Below are 22,421 nucleotides of genomic sequence, written 5' to 3'. Positions count from 1 at the left end.
CACTACTCACCATTAACTACAGCTCCACAGGGACATTCATAAGTATGGCAATCTTAGACCAGAATTATTATTAGCTTTCAATCAGAACTCTTCTTTTAGAAAGAGGTGTTTTCAGGCAAACAGTAGAAGGCGCCGTCCTCTGTATCTCTTCTTTCATAGCCGCCCAAAGATACAGGGCGCAGGGCATAGCCATGAGACAGTATGGCGTTGGAAGCTTCCAGAAGCATTAACAGTCCTGCACCGTGGACAGCATTAGTGGTCAACAGAGTATTAAAAGTTTGATCCAGTTTAACCAGCACTCCTGTATAGCCCGCTCCTAATGACAAACCGGCCAAATCACCATAAAGGGGGTCATCAAACCTGCTGCGACCATAACTGATCAATGCCTCTGTAAACACCAAAGAACTTGCCTCTGCATAGTTCTGCAGGAAAAGTGATTTGAATGAATCTTTACTGAAACGTATCAACCCCTTATCTACCAGTAGTGCCAACACAGTAGATGTAGAGAACTTACAAATCCGAACTTTTGCATCATGGTTAAAGTTCTCTGCATCTGGATAAAAACTGTCAAAACTGGCAACACAAGTGTTTTCTACGGCTGATTGCAGCGAATAGGCCGCAGAAATGACCATCGCCTGAGGCAGCAGGTCATAACCAAAACCTTTGAGTCGCTCTGCCTTCCCTACAGATGATTTTAAGCTGCCTTTTTCCATGGCACCTAAATAAGAACCCAGAGATACGATGCCACTGTAAACTGCAAAAGTACTGAATGAAGCCAGGGCTTGCGCCTGCTCATCTTTCAAGCCATGGTTTCTCAGAGCATTATTGGCTGCTCGATTCAACTGCGCTTCAACACCACTGGTAAGGGCTATGGATTTGTATCCAATGGCGCCAGTACCTGCCAATGACAGTCCTGAGCTTGGAGTGCTCGACTGGTGAGTAAATCCCAGTTCGAGCAACATATTCAAACCAAAGTTTATAGTTCCTGTAGCGCCTGCGGTCAGCAGGGGAGTGATAACAGGACGAGCATTGGCCTGCCTTAAAACATCGCAGGCATCTGCAGGGCAGCTATTTTCAAACTCGGCAGGGTTCCAGCCGTGGATAAAAGCCTCATCAGCCGACATTTTCTCCCAGTTTTCAAGGGGGCATTTGGTATCAGGAACATAGCTGACTTCATAAGGTGATAATCCTTTAGTAACTGCCTCAGTCTGCAATTGCCGAAAGGTAAAGATCGATGAGAAGAGCGCTAAAAGCGTAAATTTACCCAAACCATGATTATTAGGGTTTACGCTCTGACCAGAAACAAAATAACCGACCGCTGCAGCACCAAAAAGCAGTACCAGATTGCCACCTTGAACAAAGTAACTTTGTTTGGCCTCATCATGGATGTACTTGTAAGGCATGCAGACTCGATCATCTATGAGTCTGATATCTGTCTGATTAAACAATGCGCTTATGGTACTGGTGTTTCCAGCAAATGACTGGGAAGAAAATAATAAAGATGTCGTAAGAATTACCGCTAAGAGTGCTCTCATTACTTTCTCCCAAGAGTTCCATCTACTTTATTGATCTAAAAGAGGAATGAATTATAGGAGGTTTGACATAAAGGATTAAAAAAGGTGTCTAAGTAATTAGAATAAAAGGAAATTAGTAACGAATGAGTATATATAAAAAGTGATTATCAAACCGCTTTCCCGCACATAACATCATGAACAGGAAAGCGCAGAAACTGCTTTAGCTCAGGTTTTTCTCCGTCTGCTGGAGAGCACCCAGAGAACCAGAGAGGATCAAAATATCACCAGCCTGAATCTGACCACACAGGTCTAGGGAAAGCGCCTGCTTCTTCCTCTTTACCTCAATTACGGAGACGCCATCTTCTATATCAAGCCCTGAGACCTCTTTACCAACAGACTCACTTTTATTAGAAATGGTGACCGCATGGCGCAACGCACCTTGTCCCTGCTCAAGGAGAAGGTCTTCATAACCGGGGTAGAAACCACTGAGAATATCGTAGTGCTGTTCACGGGCTGCAATAATCTTGTCACGCACCTTCTGACGATCCATACCCAGCATGATCAATACATGCTTAACAATCATCAGACTGGATTCCAGTACTTCCGGGATAACCGCTGTGGTACCTGCAGCTTTCAGTTCATGACTCAGGCTGTCATCACGGGTTCTGACCAGAATAGGTACTTCAGCATACTCACTGCGAATGGTCTGGACGATTGCCAGTGCGCTGGCACTGTTATCAATGCAGACAATCACCTGTTTCGCTCTAGCAAGGCCCAAAGACTCAAGCAATTCAAGCCTGCGACAGTCGCCATAAAACACGGGTTCACCCGCCAGGCCAGCTTCGTGAACGTGCAGTGGGTCATCATCAAGCGCTACAAAAGGCAGTTTTTCCTGAGACAGGAAACGGCTGATGGTCTGTCCGACACGGCCATAACCACAAATCAGGGTATGACTGTTAATGTGCTCAACCTGCTGCTTCACTCGCTCTACATCGTCATCCACTCTGGCCTTCTGCTGCTCACCGTAGAAAAGGTTGCAAAGGCGATCACTGTTACGAATCAGTAACGGTGCAACGATCATGGATAGGATAGTTACTGCCAAAACAATGGAGGCTTTCTCACCACCGGTCTGGCCATATTGAGTAGCGAGAGCAATCAGGGCAAAGCAGAACTCACCGCCCTGGCTGAGAGAAAGAGCGGTTTTGAAGGAGGTCGTTTTCTTCTCCTTCATCAATCTGGCCAGCACAGTGATGACACCAAACTTAAACAGGATCAGCGCAAGGGTGCCGAGCAGAACGGCAGGCCAGTATCGAATCAGAATATCAAGGTCGAGCATCAAGCCAACGGAGACAAAAAACAGTCCCAGCAGAATATCCCGGAAAGGGCGGATATCGGCTTCAACCTGATGTTTATAGTTGCTTTCGCCCAGCATCATACCCGCCACAAAACCACCCAAAGCCATGGAAAGCCCAAGTACATGGGTCATCCATGCCGCCATCAGGGCAATCATCAGTGCGGTAAGTACAAAGAGTTCTTCAGAGCGTACTCTGGCCACTTCATTAAAGATCGCAGGCATAAACCATTTGCCGACAGCGGTCATTATCAGGACAAAAATCAGCCCCTTAGTCAGTGCCATACCGATAGTGGTGAAAATAGACTGGCCTTCCGAGCCCGCAAGGGCAGGGACCAGAATAAGAAACAGCACCGCAGCAATATCCTGAAACAGCAGAACGCCGATCGCCAGTTGGCCCTGACGGCTGCGAATCTGATTACTCTGGGTTAATTCCTTGGAAACAATCGCAGTGGAAGAAAGGGCAAGCGCTGCAGCAACGATAATGGCTTCCTTAGTTGGGCTCTGCAGAACCATCAAGGCGGCAAAAATACCGACACCGCAAAGAAGCACCTGTGTTCCACCTAAGCCAAACACTTCCCGTTTCATGGATTTAATGCGCTTAACGGAAAACTCAAGTCCAAGAGTGAACAGGAGAAATACCACACCAATCTCTGCCAACAGGGTAATATCGAAATTACTGTCGATAAAGCCGCTAGCTGTTGGGCCAAGCACTATACCTACCGCCAGATAACCGAGACTTTCCGGCAAATTCAGGCGGTGAAAGAGGGCGATAGTGGCCACCGACATGGCCAGAATCATCATTAACTGGTTAAAAAAGCTAAAATCCATATTTCGACCTGATTATCTTTATTCGACGGGATTAGACTGTACTGAGTCATTTCAGATGATTATCAGCCTAGTCCCTTAATACTGAGCCCTGATACAATTGTACCTAATTTTTTTGTGTCATTGTTCAGGTTACCCTGTGATTTCTTTCTCCTTTTACACTACAGCTGGCTGTCATCTCTGCGATGATGCTGAATCCTTACTCAAGGTTCTCGGCCAACACCCGCAACTGGCCAATCAGTTTCAGTATCATCCGGTAGAAATCAGTGACACTGATGAACTCATAGAAGCTTATGGTGTTCGTATTCCAGTACTGGCTAACCGTCAGGGTGAAGAACTGGGTTGGCCTTTCAGTATCGAAGAGCTCGGCCAGTGGCTTCTTGATCAAATTGAGCCATAACGAACAAGTACAGCCTTGCCCAACGATTCGCTATTCCAATAAAGTAGTGAAAAGGATTTAACTGATTCAGGCGGAATTGAATGCCTCAAACCAACACATTAGACCAGGCCAACCATGAAAGGTTGATGAAACTGGCTTCAAGAGCCTCGGTTTTTACCGCAGCTACTCTAATCATCGTAAAGCTGGTGGCCTGGTTTATGACAGGTTCCCTCAGTGTTCTGGCAACACTGCTGGACTCAGTCATGGATATCATCGCTTCGGTGATTACGCTGGTAGCCGTAAGAATCGCTCTGGCTCCGGCCGATGCCGAACATCGCTTCGGGCACGGTAAAGCTGAATACCTTGCAGTACTGGCTCAATCGATGTTCATCTGCGGTTCAGCCATCATTCTGTTTTTGAGCGCGATTGACCAACTACTCGCAGGCGAGAGTCATCTCGAAAACGAAGCCGTCGGCCTCTACGTTATGCTGTTTTCCATCGTAGCAACCCTTGCTTTGCTGACTATTCAGTCCTACGTAGTGAAAAGAACCGGCTCCGCCGCCATTGCCGCAGACTCCATGCATTACAAGGTAGACCTGTTAACCAATATCACAGTGATTGGTGCCCTGATCGGAGCCAGTTATGGTTATTTCTATTTTGATGCCGGCTTTGCCCTGATCATCTCTGTCTATATGCTGGCCAGCGTTGGCAAAATGGCCTGGGATGCCACTCAACAGCTGATGGATCACTCCTTACCTGAAGAACAGGTAAAGGAGATAGAGCAGATTGTCATGTCGGTAGAAGGCATTCGAGGCATTCATGAAATGCGGACTCGAATCTCAGGACGTGTACCTTTTATTCAGATGCACCTTGATCTTAATGGTGACCTGCCTCTGAGAACAGCCCATGATCTGGGGCAGATAGCTGAAGACCGCATCCTCGCCTACCTGCCAACAGCGGATATTATTATTCACCTTGATCCAGATTAAAGAACCTCTTCGCTGTTAAAGAGGTTTCTTCTGCAATCAACGCTTCTGTTTTACCGGTCTGTTCAGCAATGGTTTTAACAATCCATGGCAGAAAGGCCGGTTCATTTCTACGCTTCTTCGGTTTTGGGCTCATGCTTCTGGGTAGTAACCAGGGTGCATCGGTTTCAATCATCAAACGATCTGCCGGAATATTCTTCAGCAGAGGATGCAGATGCGTGCCCCGTCGTTCGTCACAGACCCAGCCGGTAATACCAATATGCAGGTCGAGATCCAGATAACGATAGAGCGCTTTTTTATCCGCCGTAAAACAGTGAACCACAGCCCCTGAAAGATCATCACGAAACTCTTTGATGATCTCGGCAAACCGTTCAGAAGCATCCCGTTCATGGCAAAAAGCAGGTAAACCTGAGTTAACAGCCAACTCCAGTTGCTGCTCAAAAACCTGCTCCTGAACCGGTCTTGGTGAAAAGTCCCGATTAAAATCCAACCCCATCTCACCCGCAGCAACTACTTGAGGAAATGCCAGTAACTCCTTGATAGTTATATATTGTTCATCTGTCGCATTCTTTGCGTCGTGGGGGTGAATGCCCGCCGTCGCATAACAATAAGGAGCAAACTGTTCAGCCAGCTCTGCGACTTCAATAGACTCCTGACAGTTCGTGCCAGTCAGAATCATCGTTGTCACGCCAGCTTCTACCGCTCGTTCAACAACGGCTTCCCGGTCACCGGAAAATTGTTTATCGGTCAGGTTCACGCCAATGTCTACCAGTGTCTGCTTCATGAATCCCCACTGAGCAAATGAATAAAATCTGGTACATTCTCTCATCAACGCTCTCTGATCAACACTTCTCTGGAATGCCTTTTTATGCCTGATAGACACCTGACCATCAGTGACTTGATTATCTATCCGATCAAATCCACTAAAGCCATTCACTTACAGCAAGCTGAAGTGGAACAGCGAGGCTTCAGCCATGACAGGCGCTGGATGCTGATTGACAGTGACGGGCAGTTTCTCAGTCAGCGCAAGCATCCGGCCATGGCTTTGATTAACTGTCAGCTGACGAATTCAGGCATAACGATTTCAGCACCAAAAAAAGCTGAACTAGAGATCAGCACGCCTGACCATAATGCTCTGTCTATTTCAGGCACCGTCTGGGGAGACGATTGTCAGGCTTTGGATGCAGGGGAACAGGCGGCGCAATGGTTCAGCGATTATATAGGGTTTGAATGTCGACTGATCTATATGCCGGACTCTACTCAACGGCAGGTAGACACACGCTTTACCCAACAGGGTGACATTACTGGCTTTGCTGATGGTTTTCCGTTCCTGCTGACAACAGAAGCATCTCTGAAAGAACTGAACAGTCGTCTGGAACAGCCCGTCAATATGCTGAATTTCCGTCCAAACATCGTGATCAAGGGTGCTGGTGCCTATGATGAAGATAACTGGAAACGTATCAGGTTAGGGGGAGTCATCTTTAACATCGCAAAACCCTGCAGCCGTTGCGTAATGACCACTGTCGATCCTGAAACGGGAACGAAGCAAGGCAAGGATCCATTGGCCACACTTGCAAAATATCGAAGAACAGAACATGGCGTGATCTTTGGCCAGAACCTGATTCAGGAAAATAACGGCATTATTCGACTGGGTGACGAAGTGGAAATTCTGGAATAAAGGTTTGATAGAACAGAGGCGACAGGTCACCGCCTCTTAAGTTAAAACCGGGGCTTTTATATCTAATCAGTGCCTTCTAATCAGTAGTCAAACTCAACCCAGAGCGGCGCATGATCTGAAGGTTTCTCCATACCTCGGATATCATAATCAATGCCTGTTGCCTTGCAGGTGTTATTCATAATATCAGTGGCAATGACACCATCAATTCTCAGGCCACGCCTAGGCTCACGATCGAAACCACGACTGCGGTAATCAAACCAGCTGTATAGCTCTTCACTGTCGCCAGCAATTTTTTCCCGATAACAGTCAATAAAGCCCCAGGCCAGCAGTCGATCAAACCATTCTCTTTCTTCTGGCAGGAAACTGCATTTGCCAGTACGCAACCAGCGTTTGGCATTATCAGGACCAATACCGATGTCTGTATCGGTATGGGAAATATTGAAATCCCCCATCACCAGCACAGGCTGATCAGCTTTGTAATCCTTATCCAGCGTTGCCATCAGGTCTTCATAAAAAGCTTTCTTGGCAGGAAACTTGGTTGGATGATCACGGCTTTCGCCTTGTGGAAAGTAGCCATTCAATACGGTATAAGGTTGTCCCTGTTCAGAAACGTAGGAACCGATAATCATACGGCGCTGGGCGTCATCGGCATCTGAGGCAAAGCCTTTCTGGATAGAAACCGGCTTGTTTTTGCTCATCAGGGCTACGCCGTAATGGGTCTTCTGACCAAAAAACTCTATGTGGTAGCCAAGCTCATTGATAGCTTCGACCGGGAAGTCTTCATCGGTCACCTTGATTTCCTGAAGGCCAATAACTTCCGGCTGATGCTTTTCAATCAATGCTTTCAACTGGTGCATACGAACACGCACACCGTTGACGTTAAATGTAATAACTTTCATAGCCTTATGATCACAATCCCTGAACTGATTGAAGTGGATAGCTGTATAAATAGCCGTGTAGATACACGTAATCAAATAGTGATTCAGCCCAGTTTAGCTGTGATGATCCACTGAGTGAACTTTTGAGTAGAGATTCTGGGCAGGACTTTTGGTAAAGCGTTGAACCAGTAATAAAGCAACTGACGTCAATAAAGTGAAAAGATTGCCAAACACTCCGCTGTTTTCAATACCCTATTACAGAATACGGTGGAACTGTACGACATCAATAAAAATACTAACAGCGGCCCTTTCACTATGCGCTTTACGACGCCTTTCAAATTGCTTCAGCAAGTCGACATTAACCGTTCATGGTTACTTGCCGGCCTGCTATCCATGGTACTGGCAGTATTTTTGCTGACCGCAGATTACATACAGCCAAAAGAGTCAGAGCAAGCCATTGCTGAAAACCCTGATAACCGACCTGTTACCGATAACAAGCTCGCTTCTGTTGTCGTGCAAAACCTTAACCCTGAAACTATGCACAGAGTCATCACACTCTATGGTGAAACCCAGCCAGACCGGACAATAACCGTCACCGCTGAAATGGCTGCCCGAGTTACTGCTGTATCAGGCAAAAGAGGCCAACTGGTGAAGCGCGGTGATGACATTGCAGCACTTTATCAGGGCAGTTTGCCGCAACAGGTCAAGGCAGCTGAAGCCAGAGTAAGTCAGACCAGTATCGACTATCAGTCTGCGTTATCACTGAAAGACAGTAACCATATTGCCCGCAACCGTCTTGCCCAGTTGGAAGTTGATAAGAGTCAGGCTGACTCAGAGCTGGCGCGACTTAAGGTCATGCTGGCCAACACACAATTAAGAGCGCCAGTGTCTGGCGTCCTCAACGAACGCTTTACAGAACAGGGTGACTTTGTTGATAAAGGTAAACCGGTAGCCACCATACTCGACCTTGATCCGTTGATCGTGTCCGTATCATTACCACAGGGCGATGTAGGCAAACTGACGACAGGTGACAGCGCAAAAATTCTCTATCTCGACGGACAGCAGGTAACAGGAAAAATTCGATATATCTCCAGCCAGAGTGATCAGGGCACCAAAACCTACCAGGTTGAAATTGCGATCAATAACCCGGGTATGGCAAAACCGGCCGGCATGAGTGTAGAAGCTGAGCTGATGCTGGAAACGGTTACCGCTATTAAAATTTCTCCTGCTCTTATTTCCCTGAGTGAAGTCGGTGAACCTGGTATTAAGTGGATTGATAGCAGCAGGCATGTCGGATTCAGTCCCATCGATATTGTTCGTACAGAAGCTGACGGCCTCTGGGTAACAGGTATTCCAGATCAAGCTCGCCTGATTACCAGAGGACAGGGCTTTGTAAGGGAAGGAGATCTGGTTACCGTTTCCGTCGATGCTATTCCTGAACTGGTATCGGGGACTGTCCAATGACCGGTTTTATTCGACTGTCGCTGAGTCGTCCACGAACGATTCTCATGCTGTTCGTTCTACTATTGGTCAGCGGCACAGCAACCTACCTTTCGATACCAAGAGAGTCTTCGCCAGATATTCCGATCCCGTTTGTCTATGTCTCGGTACATCATGAAGGTATCTCACCGGAAGACGCTGAACGTCTACTGGTTTTCCCTCTAGAGAAAGAGCTGCAGGGGCTTTCCGGTATCAAGGAGCTGAAAGCAACCGCCTCCCATTCCCATGCATCCATCACTATTGAGTTCTCTGCAGGAACAGATCTGGGTAAAGCGCTCAGTGATGTCAGAGATAAGGTCAATCTTGCCAAGAGCAAGCTGCCCAATGGTACCGATGAGCCTGTCATCAAAGAAATAACCATGGCCAGCGCCAGTCCTGTGGTAACCGCTATATTGTCTGGGCCTTTACCTGAAAGAGCTCTGGTCAGAACCGCTCGCGCCATTAAGGATGTTCTGGAGCAGCAGCGACAAATTCTGGAAGTGGACATTGCCGGAGACCGCGAAGAAGTCGTCGACATTATCGTCGATCCACTAAAACTGGAAAGCTATGGTCTGGTGCCTGCCGATGTCGTCAGCCTGGTGTCCAATAATAACCAGCTGGTTGCTGCCGGTAATCTTGATACAGGCTCAGGCCGCTTCTCCATCAAAGTACCCGCCGTTTATAAAACACCCGCAGATATTCTTAATCAGCCCATCAAGGTAGAACAGGGCAGGGTTGTCACCTTTGCCGATGTCGCTACCGTGCTAAGCACGTATAAAGAAGGTGGCGCTTACGCACGGCTGAATGGCCAAAGCAGTGTCGCCCTGGAAATAAAAAAACGTTCCGGTGAAAACATCATTGAGACCGTAGCGCTTGCTCGCCACATTATCACTGAAGCCATGCAACAGGCTCCGGAAACTCTGACAGTTCACTATGTCGGTGACGAATCAAACGACGTCCGCGATATGGTGACCGACCTGCAGAACAACGTACTTTCTGCTGTTATTCTGGTAGTGATCATTATTATCGGTGCTCTGGGCGCTCGCAGTGCTTTCCTGGTCGGCATCGCTATTCCCGGCTCATTTCTCTCGGGTATTTTGATTCTGGGTATGATGGAGCTGACCATTAACATGATCGTGCTGTTCTCATTGATCATGGCCGTAGGCATGCTGGTCGATGGCGCGATAGTGGTCACTGAATACGCTGACCGCCGTATGTCAGAAGGCGTTCATCGGCGTAAAGCCTACCTCGAAGCATCCAATCGTATGGCATGGCCGATTATTGCCTCGACGGCAACCACGCTTGCCGCTTTCTTCCCGTTGATGTTCTGGCCCGGCACCATGGGCGAATTTATGAAGTATCTGCCACTGACCCTGATGGCTACTTTAACCTCATCACTGGTGATGGCTCTGGTATTTATTCCCACCATTGGCTCGCTGATGGGCAAGACCAGAACACTCAGCGCAAGAGAACAGAAAAACCTGCAGGCAGCAGAGCAGGGTGACTGGCAATCATTGTCAGGTTTCAATGGTATCTATCTAAAACTACTGAGAAAAGCGGTTAACAATCCGATTAAAACGCTGATGACTGCGTTTACCACGGTCGGCGTTATCTTCTGGAGTTTTTCCAACAGTTCGCTGGGCGTTGAGTATTTTCCTGATGTTGATAACAACTCGATTACGGTCACAGCCAGAGTGCATTCCGGCAACCTTTCCGTGGATGAGAAAGACCGGGTACTGAAACAACTGGAAGCAGCTCTGTCGGGCGTCGACGAGATTGAAAGCCTCTACGCCAAAACAGGCAAGGATCAGGTGGTGGGCATACTCAACATCACCCTTGTGGGTTGGCAGTACAGGGTTAAGACACAAGAGATAGCACAGTCACTTGAGCAAAGACTGTCTGACTTCCATGGTCTAGCAATCAGCGTCGAACGAAAAAAGGACGGCCCGCCGAAAAAGAAAGCGCTTGAACTGGTTATTCGGGCAAACGACCTGACATCACTGGCCACCAGTGTCGAGCAGGTGAAGAAACTTATGGCAAACGCTGACGTCTTTCTTAATATCGAAGACTCTGGGCCAGCCCCCGGCTACGAATGGCGACTCGACATAGACAGGGAAGATGCAGCAAGACTGGGCGCCAGTGTCAGCACAACAGGCAGTATGGTGAGACTGGTTACATCAGGGCTGGTTGTAGGTAATTACCGGCCGGACGACGCGGATGATGAAGTCGATATCCGTATTCGCTTTCCGGAATCTGACCGCCACCTGGACACCATCAGCCATCTCAGGCTAATGACTAATGCAGGGCTAACGCCTATAAGTAACTTTTCAAATATGGTGATCAACCCCAAGCTGGACAAGATCACTCGACTTAATGGCCAGCGCTCCATTACTGTTACTGCAGACTTGCTGGATGGTGAACAGCTGGCAAACCATTTACCCGCGCTGCTCAGTAACATCCGTCAATCAAGGTTGCCTGACAATGTCAGTTTCGAGGTTAAAGGTGAACAACAGGAGCTGCAGGAAAGTGGTATCTTTCTGGCCAAGGCATTTACTGTCGCTCTCTTTATCATGGCTATTATTCTGGTGACCCAGTTCAACAGCTTCTATCAGGCTGGCCTGATTATGTCGGCAGTTATTCTTGCGACCGGGGGCGTGTTTCTGGCCCTGATGATTACCGGACAAAATTTCGGCATTGTTATGAGCGGCGTGGGCATCATTTCTCTGGCAGGTATTGTCGTCAATAATAATATCGTACTGATCGACACCTATAACGCCCTGAGGGCGGAAGGGCTTGATGCCATAGAAGCCAGCCTAAGAACCGGAGCACAACGTCTGAGACCGGTTCTATTGACGACGATTACCACCATACTGGGTCTGATGCCTATGGTACTGTCCGTCAACATCAACCTGTTTAATCACAGCATTGAAACAGGCGCACCCTTTACGCAAATATGGAATCAGCTGGCAACAGCCATTGCCGGAGGGCTGGCGTTTGCCACCATACTGACTCTGGTGGTCACGCCAGCATTTCTGGTACTTTCAGGATTAAGGCAGGATAGAAAGGCTGTTTTGGAGGCAGCCTAAACGGACTGAAATCTCTCAACGATGTCTTGTTCATAGAACTGATCGGGTGAATCTGAAGCAGTCAGACTGCGAAATATCTTACTGGGAACATTAAGGTAGGTATAAGTGGTGCCACTGGCCGTATCTGTCTGCTTCAATTCGACCTGAAGGCGTCTCGATTCATCATTGTATGTAGCCAGTCTTATTTTTGCTGAATTGATGAACTCTGTATGTGTCATGACCGCATCCTTACGTGTTTGGCTTCGAAAGTGTTTTTCTTAAAGATAGTAGGAAAACAGGGGTTAATGCAGCTCTTAACAATTCTGGTACAGTATACCCACACAGGATTTAACATAATATATATTATGCGAACTATTATAATTATGAATAAACTGTAAAAGGCCGTCGAATTTCACACTCTATTATTGGTTTCTGACACATTCAAGACCTTCTCCGAAGCAAAGTAGCGATGCACATGTCGCCTGTTTCAACGCTCTCAGCCGTGTAAAAAAAGAAGACAAAGAAAAATTGGTATAAGCGTCCATGCCTCACTAAAAAACACTTTAAATGCAGGGTTTTTATTCACCATAAAATCAAATTATTTCAGAAATAAAACCAACCAAACAAGCTGATTTGCGAGAAAATTTGCCTTATCACCCTAAAACTGTCTAATATTTATTCTGATGTCTTAATTAGTGCATCCGTTGTGTGGTAAGGCATTCAGAGATGTTGAGACATAAAGTAGACGACGCCTAATAATCACGACGACTCTGAACTAACCATAAAAAGGTACATAAATAATGACACTCAAAGGCCTGATTAAACTGACTCATCTTCTGCAGGAATACCCACTGACCATTATCCAATGGCAAATCCTTATGGTGGTTGCAGAAAACCCTGGTGAAACCATTACCGATCTGGTTAATGCTGAAAAGCTGACTTGCGGTACACCCAGTGATATTGCCGTCAGTGTCAAGCGTCTGGGTGAAGGCCGTCATGACCGCCCAGGGCTAGGACTGATCAAGAAGCAACAGCATGAAGACGATGGTCGTTTCTTTAAACTGACTCTGACTGCTAAAGGTAAGAAGCTGGTTGAGAAGATCAAGAACAAGTCGAAGAATATCCGTTGATTACTCTCTTACCTCTCCAGTCCTATACACAATAAGTCTGGAGAGGATTTCATTTCGATGACTCTACCTTCAAATCAATGTTTTTTAGCTGTATAGCCTGTAATTATTCCAATAAAGATTAAAGCAGCTAATACTATAGGCACTACGATTCCTGCAGCGATGTCGGCGTCATTATCATCTTGCACATTCGTTCTTACAGGGCGTCTGAAATCAATCAGATAGTCATGTTTCTGGTTTCCCGCTAACACCAGAATGGAATCCTGTGTCGGAAAAAAGTTTTTAATGGTGGATCCATCAGGTACCAGATTCAACCTTTCTGCTACTACCCAGCCTTGACTTTCGTCATGGACAAACACGGTGAGTTGTAACTGATCAGGGTCACTGAGAACCAGTGTGCCACCAGAGTTTACGAATTTCACCGCAGGCTTAAGCTGATTAACGTCAGCCAATTCATTGAAATGTATAGGGTGATGATCAATCTTTGTGCTGTCAGCACCCTCCTGTGGAGCAAGAAAAGTCAGCCCTTTCCTACTGACCAGTGCCAATTGTTTATGCTGCTCACTCCAACTGCCTGACCAGATCCTTCGAATTCCCAACTCTCTGAGTTTTGCATTCAACATTTCATTGACTGAAGTATCCGGCTCAAATACTTCTGTATCGAAAACAGCTAATGGTGTGTACCTGTCTGTTGTAAGAGCAAAGAGATAATCCTCACTGCAAACCAGTTTGTCGATCTGATTGAGAATGAACCCTCCCTCCTCCAAACCACCATAGCTCTCCTCTGATGACAGTCGTTGATATTCCTCACCAGTAATAGATGACTGGCTCAACCGCCCCAATGTTGTTTCAACCAGGCTGTCACCCAGAGTACAAGTGTCATACAGATTATTCGGAGCAATTCGCTGCACACTATTATCGCAGGTGTGGTTCCATTGGTTTCCTGTATATTGAAAGCAATTAACCAGAGTACCTGAGCGTCCCAGGCTGCTCTGAACAAAGCTGAACTGGCCACTATCAGTGAAACCAGACGTTATTGGTTTATTAAAATTTTCAAGCAGTATCCACTCATTACCATCAGTAACAGTGGTTTTTGCATCAGTATATCTTGATGACACTTCATAGAGGCTGCTTTCAGTATTCAGTTTAAGTCTGATCATACTGCTGTGGGCACTGCTTATCACCTGCAAATAACTGCCGTCAGAGCTTGCACTTATATCATTGATTCTGTCACCAGCAAACAAACCCAGCTGATCCGGGGAATAGACATTTCTGATCTCAAAACCTGGCAGTTGTGCCGCTGAGATCATGAAACTCTGCAGAAAAATGTTCCAGGCACAGAGTGAAGCTACAACTATGTATTTTTTCTTCTGGTGTGCAACGTCAATCATGGTTACGACCTTTCTCACATGGAGACACTGGTTACTTTGATTTCTAACAATCCTGTCTGCTTGTTAATTTCCGGGTTCAGTGATAATCCGCTCTGCTCTTTCCAGCCCATTGTTCCCGCGTTTTGCGTCAGCACTTCAAGCTCTCTTGAGACATTCCTGCTGAAATATGAGTGATTATTTACTGCTTCTGACTGCGATTCGACCCAGAGTTCATCACCTGTTTCAGCACCGTCTTTCTTAAAAATAAGGTGTGTTCCTATGGCATTAACCGCTGTCTCAATATCATCCAGACCTATTCCGGAGTTCATTCTGATACGATTGTTTTGCCCTTGAGGTTTCCAGCTGCGAGTCCCATCACCTAAACCGAACTCAAACAAAGTACCTCGTAAAGAGTGTGTTTCTATCCAGTCGGTGCCCGGTCCGGAGCACACATGTATGCTGCCTGCTGTCACAGAAAGTCTATTTGCAGTCTTACTACTGCCAGTCACATCAACATGCTGTGCAGTCCCCCCCCATTTAATGGCTTCTATATCCTGAAACAGTGTCTCTAATTCATTGCCACAGTAAAGTGCCCAGTCGCCCTCTTCTGCCCTGATGGTGGCTGACTTGCAGTCGCCATTAATCGACGCCGAATCATAACCAGCTCCACCTGCAACCAGGCGAGTCTCACCAATTTTCACCTTAAAAGAGTCTTCTGTCTGACTGCCGATCAGAATGTTGTCATGACTGTGCGGGGTAAGGCTGAATAATTGATCAGCTTCTATTCCATGAAGATCAAAGCTGCCGTCATTGAGTCGAATCAATCTCTGGCGATCCATTTCGCTAAGGCGACTGACTACCTCTCTTTCAAGAGAGTGCTCCCAATCTTTGGCTGATAATGGCTTATCTGCCCCGGAAAAATAGTTCTCAACAGTGACTGACAAAAGCGAGTCTGCATAAAGGTGGGACGCAGGCTGGCTGTTTTTGAAGTAAACAAGAAGGTTTTTTTCTTCTCTAACAAACCTCATTTCTTCAAGAGTGTGAGACGCTATCAACTCCTCGGCACTGTTTCTCTGAACCTGACTGGTGATCTCGGAATGATGATAGATATGAGTTGCCTGAAGAATAACGGTTTCATCCGGATTACTGTCAAAATAGTTTTCGAGTACCAATCGATCTTTACTGTTTATAAACAGCCCTGTTCCATCCTCTGGAAATTCATCGAGGAGAGCGACAATCAGGTCTTTACCAGAACGTATGAAAGTCACTCGTTCTGCAGGAACTCGCTCAAGATAAATGACATTTCTTTCGCCAGTACAAGATAACTGATTCTGACCAGACCCATAACTGAACCGAAGAACATCCTGATGTCCCACTGAACGCCGTTTACGCAATACTTGATCGTTATCGTTCAGAACATCAGCATCAGTCTGCTCATTAGTACTAGCAGTCGAATCGTCCAGTGACGGAATATGAAAACCCAGTAGAAACTCACTGTTATAACTGGTTTGATCATCAAAAGTCAGATGATTTGAATAGCCATTAGTAACCGTTAATGTTGCACCTGTCTCCGAATACCTTAATACCTGAATGGTCCCGGACTCTGAGTTCATTAATGTTTGAATCAAAGCAGCTGACAGCTCATCATTATGAATAATCAGGTTTTCAAGATAGAGTGTTTTCCAACGGGCATGCATCACAAGTCGGTTGATTTCACGAACACCTGTTGCCGGCAGAATATCCGGATCGCATGGAACCGCATTGCTGTTAGGCTGATGTCTCTGATAAGGGTGAGGGCTTAACTCTACGCACGCAGAAGGTTGAGGGAAGCCGTCTCGATAGAATGTGACCAGCGACGTGGCGCTGATAGTCATCGCAAAATGGTGCCAGCCATCGAACAGAAAGTAATCATGTACCTGCCATAGCTGCTGCCGACCATCAGCAGACACTGACCTGAGTCTCAGGGTATCCTGCCTGGAATTGCTATGTTTACCGATCACTAACTGAAGAAGGTTATTACCATCCGGATCCATTGACTCCCAAAGCACAACATCACCATAGTAACCAGGCTCAGGTGTTTTATGCCAGAAAGCAACGGTGAGAGGGTAACCTGTAATTTGTGCGCCAAGGTCTAAAGGTCCAACATCATATTCCGAGTAGGAAACGTGTGACTTTACAGCACTACCTTCTATACCGGTTCTGCCTAATGATGGCTGCCAACGCCTGTAGTGAGATCTGACCCTCTCTTGTGGGATATTAATGACATACTGTTGTATTATTGTATGTTCAAGTTCGCTTAGCTGAGTACGATGCTCTTGCCTGCTGTCATGTACAAGTATGTTTCTAAGCTGGCCAGCAGGGCCACGGCTATCACTTTCCAGATTAATAATGGTATGGCTCTGGTAGCTGACATCCCACTGATAGCTGACTTCCGCTGAACCAGTGAAGTGGCTTTCGTCATCACCACCACGCGCATGAATCATTAAAGAGCCATTATCAGCCGAAAAACTGTCTCGTTCGCCTCTCTTTCCTCTTACTTCCACTGCGCCAGGGTTGCGCCAGTCAATGGCTGAAAAAGCCTCTATGACGGCTACCAACTCGTCATTAATCTTGATGTGCCCTACGTCCAGATTGACTATGGCACTACCACCTAATGCTATAGGGAAATCAAGGGTATCAAAGCCTGAGCCACCCACCAGATAGTTACCAGACAACTGATGGATAATCAGTCGATCATCACCATCAAGGCAAAATACAGCCAGTTGATCATGGACAGGAATGACATCGCCAACTGATTCGGAGGAAGAGCCAAAAGTAAGATAATTTCCTCTTTGACTTCCTGATACAAGACTGGAACCTTCATAACGGCTCACCCTGCCAGTCACAGCATCCCGGCGTTGGCTGTCGACCTCACCACTAAAAAGCGCTGAGTCCGGAATATAATTGATACAGTTCTGAGTGGCTTTGAATTTGATAAATTTCTGCCAGCGAACCTGTGTCCAATGGCTGATATGATTTAGATTTTTGTCACTCAGGTCTACAAATTCCGGATGGTTTTCAGAGCCCGGCTCAACAAAAGGAATATTATCCTGTGACCATTGTTGTAGTCTGTCAGCTGAATCAATTCTTAGCCTCAGAGCAGGAGATGGACTGTCAGAGAAGTAATTCGGTTTAGTAAATGGAGACAGCTGATCAAGTGTTTCATGCTGAGTACTGAAAGTGCTTAACACCCGCTGATCAGTAATAATAATTTGCAGATCATTATCGTTTCTAAGAAACCTTAACTCTTCCAGCGCAGCTTTTTGCAGCCAGTCGTCAACAGTAGGGAATGGTGTAGCCGAGTTCAGGGAATGGCGAACTGCCGCCGGGTTCATGACCTCCTCACCAATTCTCAGAGCACTGGCAGCATTACCCCTCTGAAAATAGTGAACAAGCTCCAGGTGATAGTTCAGTTTCGACCAGCTGGTCGTTTCCGTATCTATGCTCCCTTCCACAAAATGAATCAACAGATTTTCATTTTTCTCTTCAAGAAAATAACTTCTTTCTGGAAGATCTTGCCTGAACTCTACAACTTTATTCGAACATTGTGTCAGTTGCTGCTCTAATGACACAGAGCGTCGACTACTGTCGGTGAGCAGACAATAGGCAGAATCCAATTCTGCTTCTGATTCGCTTTCCAAGCCATCACTGTCGCCTGAGTACGTCAGGGGTTGTCCATCAATAAACTCGACAGTATCCGGTAAGCCGTTGATAACAGTTACTGTTGAACGTTCCTCACCAAAATCAAGTCGCAGTAATGTGCCGGTTTGAGTGTAATAAAGCTCACTGATCTCTTCCGGTGAGAGAGCACGGTCAAGAACGGTCAGTTGCTCCACTGCAGCTGTAGTAATTCCAAGCTCAGTAAGTGTCAATTGTGAGTGAGGCTCATCATCCTCACCTCCATTCACAAAATAAACCCTGCTGTCAGTAAACACTTTATTAATAGGACGAATTTTTCGCTGAAATTCAGGAAACTCACGGAGGAAACGTGTGGGCCAGTCCTTTCTCACTTCCTGACCATCAACATAGAAAGTTGCACTGTCGCCATCCCTTAAAACAATTGTGTAATGATGCCAATTGTTATTATCAAGGTTTCTAATGCGCTCAAGTAAATATATTTTCTCTTTGTCAATCGCATCTATTTCTGCATCTGACCGGTAATACAAACTCAACCATAGCTGGTGTGGTTTACTAGGGTCTGTTGAACCGGAATAACTAATTCTGACACTTGGATAGTCTCGCCCGAAAGAACCTTCTTCTTCTGTTGATTCCCACAGAATTGGTTGATAGACATACGTTTCAGATGCCTCAATAGTGGCAGAATCAAATCTGAACCAGGTGCTAAACGTCATATTCGGGCCTGATACAAAATTATCAAACCGTACTTCATTTTCCTCATAGAGGAAATTGATCGCCTTATTGAGTTGTCCCAGATGACCTACGGTATAGTGAAGATTATGCTGCTCTGACAGTGGTAAAGGAGTAATAAGAGACTCTTCGTGTAACTGATCTCTTGTAACAGGCAATACCAGAGTCTTTAATGATCCCGGATTGCTCCCTGCCGATGAGCTGGTCAAGGTAATACTGGTATGTCCGGAGCCCTTTATCTCATAATCCACCTCTGCCAGAGCATGAATCAGAACCGTGTCATTACCACCAGCATCACAGATCGACATTTGACCAGATGTGATTTCATAGAAGTTATTATCAGTAGTACCTGTTATTTTGCCGTCAAGGCCACAGCTTACCTCTTCAAATGAAGCGATTGTATGCAACAACGAACCATCAGCCTGTATCTGGCCTGTAATCAGATCAATATCAATGGTTGCAGGCAGCTCTGTGAATTGGCAAACCAGACGGTCCTGATCAGCCCCACCATCCAGATACGCAGCCGACAGAGTCTTAAGAATAAAGTGATCCTTACCCCCTTCTCCCCAGGCAGCCAGCTGCCCGGAAACGGTAATGTGATCACCCGATTCATCGTTGCTGTAGTCTGCACCTATGGCGTACATAGGAGCCGCGCTTTCGGATTCAGATACTGACTGCACCGCCCTTAATAAACCGCTCTTGTCGTAAGGGCTATAGTCGTAAGAACTTTCGTAGTATGAACTATCGTTGTAAGAGCTATGGTCAGTATCGGATGAACCGGATCCCTCAGTATGCTCCGGTGACATTCCCTGCCCTGATCCCGCACCAGACTCGCCGGAATAGTCCAGCCCTGCTCCAGATTCTGAATCAGACCTTGAAGTCATTGAGCCATTAAGTACCAGTGTCTGTCTTGATAAAGCGGAGGTGATTTCAATAATTTGCTGTCTATCAAGATTTAATACAGTCTCTTCGAATACAGACTCAGGAAGCGTTGACAGCAATTCAAGTGTGCTCAGGTCACCCTCAGTAAGTGCTCTGGACTCGTCAAAGGCCGGTACCGCCAAGGTGATATTTTCGGGTAAGCGTTCTGGGTCAAAGTAATTTCGCACAAAATAATCAAAATGCCCTCTGGTCAAACTATATGGGGAAGCCGCGTCACCCTGGTTGAATGGATTTTCAGCAGCAAAAGCAACTCGTAGATCATAACCATCCTTAATAAGGTAGGTTTCTCCCAGCTCTGCCCGGCTTAACCACTCGACGGTGTCAGGGAAATTTTCAATACCCTGATCAATAAACGACTGAGGCAGGCGCTTGCCATCTGCATAGATAAGACCTTGCCAGTGATCTCTTACAAAGTAATCCCTGATCACAACCCGATCAGTGATACTGGCCATGGATACATCATCAATATTCTGCTGCCATGGTGCGATATGAATGATGAGATCACTGTCTCGCTGCTCAAATAACAACTGTTCCTGCTGAATGTCATCGGCCAGATACAACAGGTAGAAAATATCGTCAGACTGAATCAGGCAGTCGGATAAAGACTCCAGAGCCTGCAACCCCTGCCCCTGAAACACAGTCAGACCCGTTGCAGCACTGTTGACTTTATAGCTGTAATCACCGTCCTGCTGAGAACGGGCACGATCGACAAACAGCTGTTCAACACTGTTTCGGCCTTCAACCAGTTTTGCCTGTCGCTCCGGATCATAGAACTCCAGTTGATCTGGCATCGCCCCGGCAAGAATAACATCCATAGAGCCGCTGCCACTTCTGAGATGCCAATACTCTCTGTCAGCTAACTCAGCATCCAGCTCAATCAACTCACTGGACATAGCCTGATCAATCAGTGAAATCTGAGAGATCGCGCCAGTAAATCCAGAGACCTGATCAGTTGCTCCGAGAGTAGCGGTAAGGTCATCTATCCGTTGGGGCAGGTAACACTCAGCCTCAACAGACAGTACGCTGTCATGATAGATTTTTAGCAGTCCATCACCCTCTAAAGTAACGGTGATTTTGCTCCACTGTCCTGAAGGTAACGAAATCGTATCCGTGATAGCTGTTTCTTGTCTTAGCCCCCCTTCCGAGGAACCGGTTTCTTTGAGATTGGTATGAGGTGTCAGCTGAATAAACCTTCTTTCAGCAAAAGGTAATGGGTCATAATCCGTTGCGGTTATCACTGCCTGCAGCTTCAAAACAGAGTCGTTGTTGCTCAACTGCAACTGTATACTGTTCTCACCATTGGCATCAGACAGCAGCACAATTGCACCTTGCTGACTCTGATCGTCAACATGAAGCTTGAATGAAACCGTAAAATCGCCACCTCGATAGTTCAGATTCTGCAGTTGCCCGGACGCCGTACTGTCAATGAACTGGATAACGTCAGTGATGGAATTGTCATGACTCAACCCGGCCGGGTTCAGCACCGCACCACTGAGCAGCTTGATGTAAGCATTATCTGTATCCAGATTATTGATGTTCTGTGAGCCGGATGTAATCAACGATTGAGCACTGTCAGAACCAGAGCCAGAAACTTGTGACAGCCCATCACTGCTTACGCTACTGACCGATGCCTGAACAGGCAGTGCACTACCGGTGACCGGTCGTTGCTGCAATGCCACCTGATACGAAACAAACAGGTCTTCGAACCTGAGATGGGCAAAACGTATTCGGTCATACCCTGACTCTTCCAGTTTAATAATGCCCTTACTGGTTGAACCGAGAATCACTTCATTGTTACCGCTGCCAGACAGAACGACTCCCTGCCCTCTGATGGCAGCAATCTGGTCATTACCCGTGCCGCCGTCATAAAGAACCCAGCGACCATCATGACCTCTCAGTCGTATTTGCCTGTCTGCTCCTGGCCCACCCCTTAGCATCAGATTCTCTGTGCCATCGGTAAATAGCGTATTATCCAGAAATGGATTTTGCTCAGAGATGAACTGGCTTTCATAATAAGCCTGAAGGTTTTCTGTTGCTTTGTTTTCCTCTGCCAGAAGTTGGCCATTTTCCGCTCTGTTAATGACCCGAACATAACTCCAGCTGTCGATTAGTTCTTTAATAAAATGCTGTGTAGAAAGGCTTCCGTCTTCGCGAATTCTTCGTATTTCATCCGTCAAAAATATTGTGGTGATGAGCTGGCCTTCATGGACTATGTCAAGCACCTCAAACTGGTTATCATCACGGAACTGCCATTTGATACTGGTAAACGTAAAGCCAGTCCCTTCCAGAATCAGGATGTTTCCCTTATCCGGATCCATGATGAGGGTGCCAGCGGCTTCCTGCTTGACCCAGTAGATATCCTGACCTTCCATGCCTTCAAGAAGGTCAGCATCCATGTCCGCGATCAATGTATCCTG

13 protein-coding genes (1 of these 13 cut by a window edge) are annotated in these 22,421 nt (G+C 46.6%); 6 read left to right on the top strand and 7 right to left on the bottom strand.

Annotated elements, in window-relative coordinates; all coding sequences use genetic code 11:
- Window positions 1-95 precede the first annotated feature (95 nt).
- Together EOPP23_RS14215 and EOPP23_RS14210 are read right to left on the bottom strand one after the other, a co-directional pair.
- Window positions 96-1,535: a hypothetical protein gene (locus EOPP23_RS14215; RefSeq protein WP_153766672.1), complete on the bottom strand. Its 1,440-nt coding sequence runs from the start codon at window positions 1,533-1,535 to the stop codon at window positions 96-98.
- A 199-nt stretch (window positions 1,536-1,734) separates the two neighbouring features.
- On the bottom strand, window positions 1,735-3,696 hold the full coding sequence (locus tag EOPP23_RS14210) for a monovalent cation:proton antiporter family protein (RefSeq protein WP_153766671.1): 1,962 nt from the start codon (window positions 3,694-3,696) through the stop codon (window positions 1,735-1,737).
- Between the two features lie 136 nt (window positions 3,697-3,832).
- On the opposite strand from EOPP23_RS14210, the gene EOPP23_RS14205 reads away from it, so the two are divergent.
- Both EOPP23_RS14205 and EOPP23_RS14200 read left to right on the top strand, forming a co-directional pair.
- Window positions 3,833-4,093 (top strand): glutaredoxin family protein, encoded by a 261-nt coding sequence (locus tag EOPP23_RS14205; RefSeq protein ID WP_370514771.1) that lies wholly within the window; start codon window positions 3,833-3,835, stop codon window positions 4,091-4,093.
- Between the two features lie 80 nt (window positions 4,094-4,173).
- Window positions 4,174-5,061, top strand: a complete 888-nt coding sequence (locus EOPP23_RS14200; RefSeq protein ID WP_153766670.1) for a cation diffusion facilitator family transporter — start codon at window positions 4,174-4,176, stop codon at window positions 5,059-5,061.
- Here the strand turns inward: EOPP23_RS14200 and EOPP23_RS14195 are convergent.
- A complete protein-coding gene (locus EOPP23_RS14195) occupies window positions 5,039-5,842 on the bottom strand; it encodes a TatD family hydrolase (protein WP_153766669.1) in 804 nt (267 codons plus the stop codon). The two genes, EOPP23_RS14200 and EOPP23_RS14195, sit on opposite strands and share 23 nt — an antisense overlap.
- An 84-nt stretch (window positions 5,843-5,926) precedes the next feature.
- On the opposite strand from EOPP23_RS14195, the gene EOPP23_RS14190 reads away from it, so the two are divergent.
- Entirely contained in the window at window positions 5,927-6,736 is an 810-nt protein-coding gene (locus EOPP23_RS14190; protein ID WP_153766668.1) for an MOSC domain-containing protein, read from the top strand.
- Between the two features lie 80 nt (window positions 6,737-6,816).
- Here the strand turns inward: EOPP23_RS14190 and xthA are convergent, their stop codons facing one another.
- Entirely contained in the window at window positions 6,817-7,635 is an 819-nt protein-coding gene (gene xthA / locus EOPP23_RS14185) for an exodeoxyribonuclease III (RefSeq protein ID WP_153767210.1), read from the bottom strand.
- Window positions 7,636-7,881: 246 nt separating this feature from the next.
- Here xthA and EOPP23_RS14180 point away from each other — a divergent pair, with 246 nt between their 5' ends.
- Window positions 7,882-9,078 carry an efflux RND transporter periplasmic adaptor subunit gene (locus EOPP23_RS14180; protein WP_153766667.1) on the top strand — a complete coding sequence of 399 codons (1,197 nt, stop codon included), beginning with the start codon at window positions 7,882-7,884 and terminating at the stop codon, window positions 9,076-9,078.
- Entirely contained in the window at window positions 9,075-12,179 is a 3,105-nt protein-coding gene (locus tag EOPP23_RS14175; RefSeq protein WP_153766666.1) for an efflux RND transporter permease subunit, read from the top strand. Before EOPP23_RS14180 ends, EOPP23_RS14175 begins: the two co-directional genes overlap by 4 nt.
- Here the strand turns inward: EOPP23_RS14175 and EOPP23_RS14170 are convergent.
- Entirely contained in the window at window positions 12,176-12,397 is a 222-nt protein-coding gene (locus tag EOPP23_RS14170; RefSeq protein WP_153766665.1) for a KTSC domain-containing protein, read from the bottom strand. The genes EOPP23_RS14175 and EOPP23_RS14170 overlap by 4 nt on opposite strands.
- Window positions 12,398-12,958: 561 nt before the next feature.
- Between EOPP23_RS14170 and EOPP23_RS14165 the strand changes: the two genes are divergently transcribed.
- The gene (locus EOPP23_RS14165; protein WP_135514287.1) at window positions 12,959-13,288 is read left to right on the top strand and encodes a MarR family winged helix-turn-helix transcriptional regulator; all 330 of its coding nucleotides are present in this window, start codon (window positions 12,959-12,961) and stop codon (window positions 13,286-13,288) included.
- 74 nt (window positions 13,289-13,362) lie between these two features.
- On the opposite strand, the gene EOPP23_RS14160 is transcribed toward EOPP23_RS14165, so the two are convergent.
- Together EOPP23_RS14160 and EOPP23_RS14155 are read right to left on the bottom strand one after the other, a co-directional pair.
- Window positions 13,363-14,676, bottom strand: a complete 1,314-nt coding sequence (locus EOPP23_RS14160; protein ID WP_153766664.1) for a hypothetical protein — start codon at window positions 14,674-14,676, stop codon at window positions 13,363-13,365.
- Window positions 14,677-14,690: 14 nt separating this feature from the next.
- Window positions 14,691-22,421, bottom strand: partial view of an anthrax toxin-like adenylyl cyclase domain-containing protein gene (locus tag EOPP23_RS14155; RefSeq protein ID WP_153766663.1) — the 3' portion only. It continues 23,307 nt past the right edge of the window; only the last 7,731 of its 31,038 coding nucleotides appear in the window; its start codon lies beyond the right edge, outside the window; its stop codon occupies window positions 14,691-14,693.

The organism is Endozoicomonas sp. OPT23 (assembly GCF_009653635.1).
In the GTDB taxonomy this organism is placed as follows: Bacteria; Pseudomonadota; Gammaproteobacteria; order Pseudomonadales; family Endozoicomonadaceae; genus Endozoicomonas_A.
This window is presented reverse-complemented; position numbering and strand designations above follow the sequence as displayed.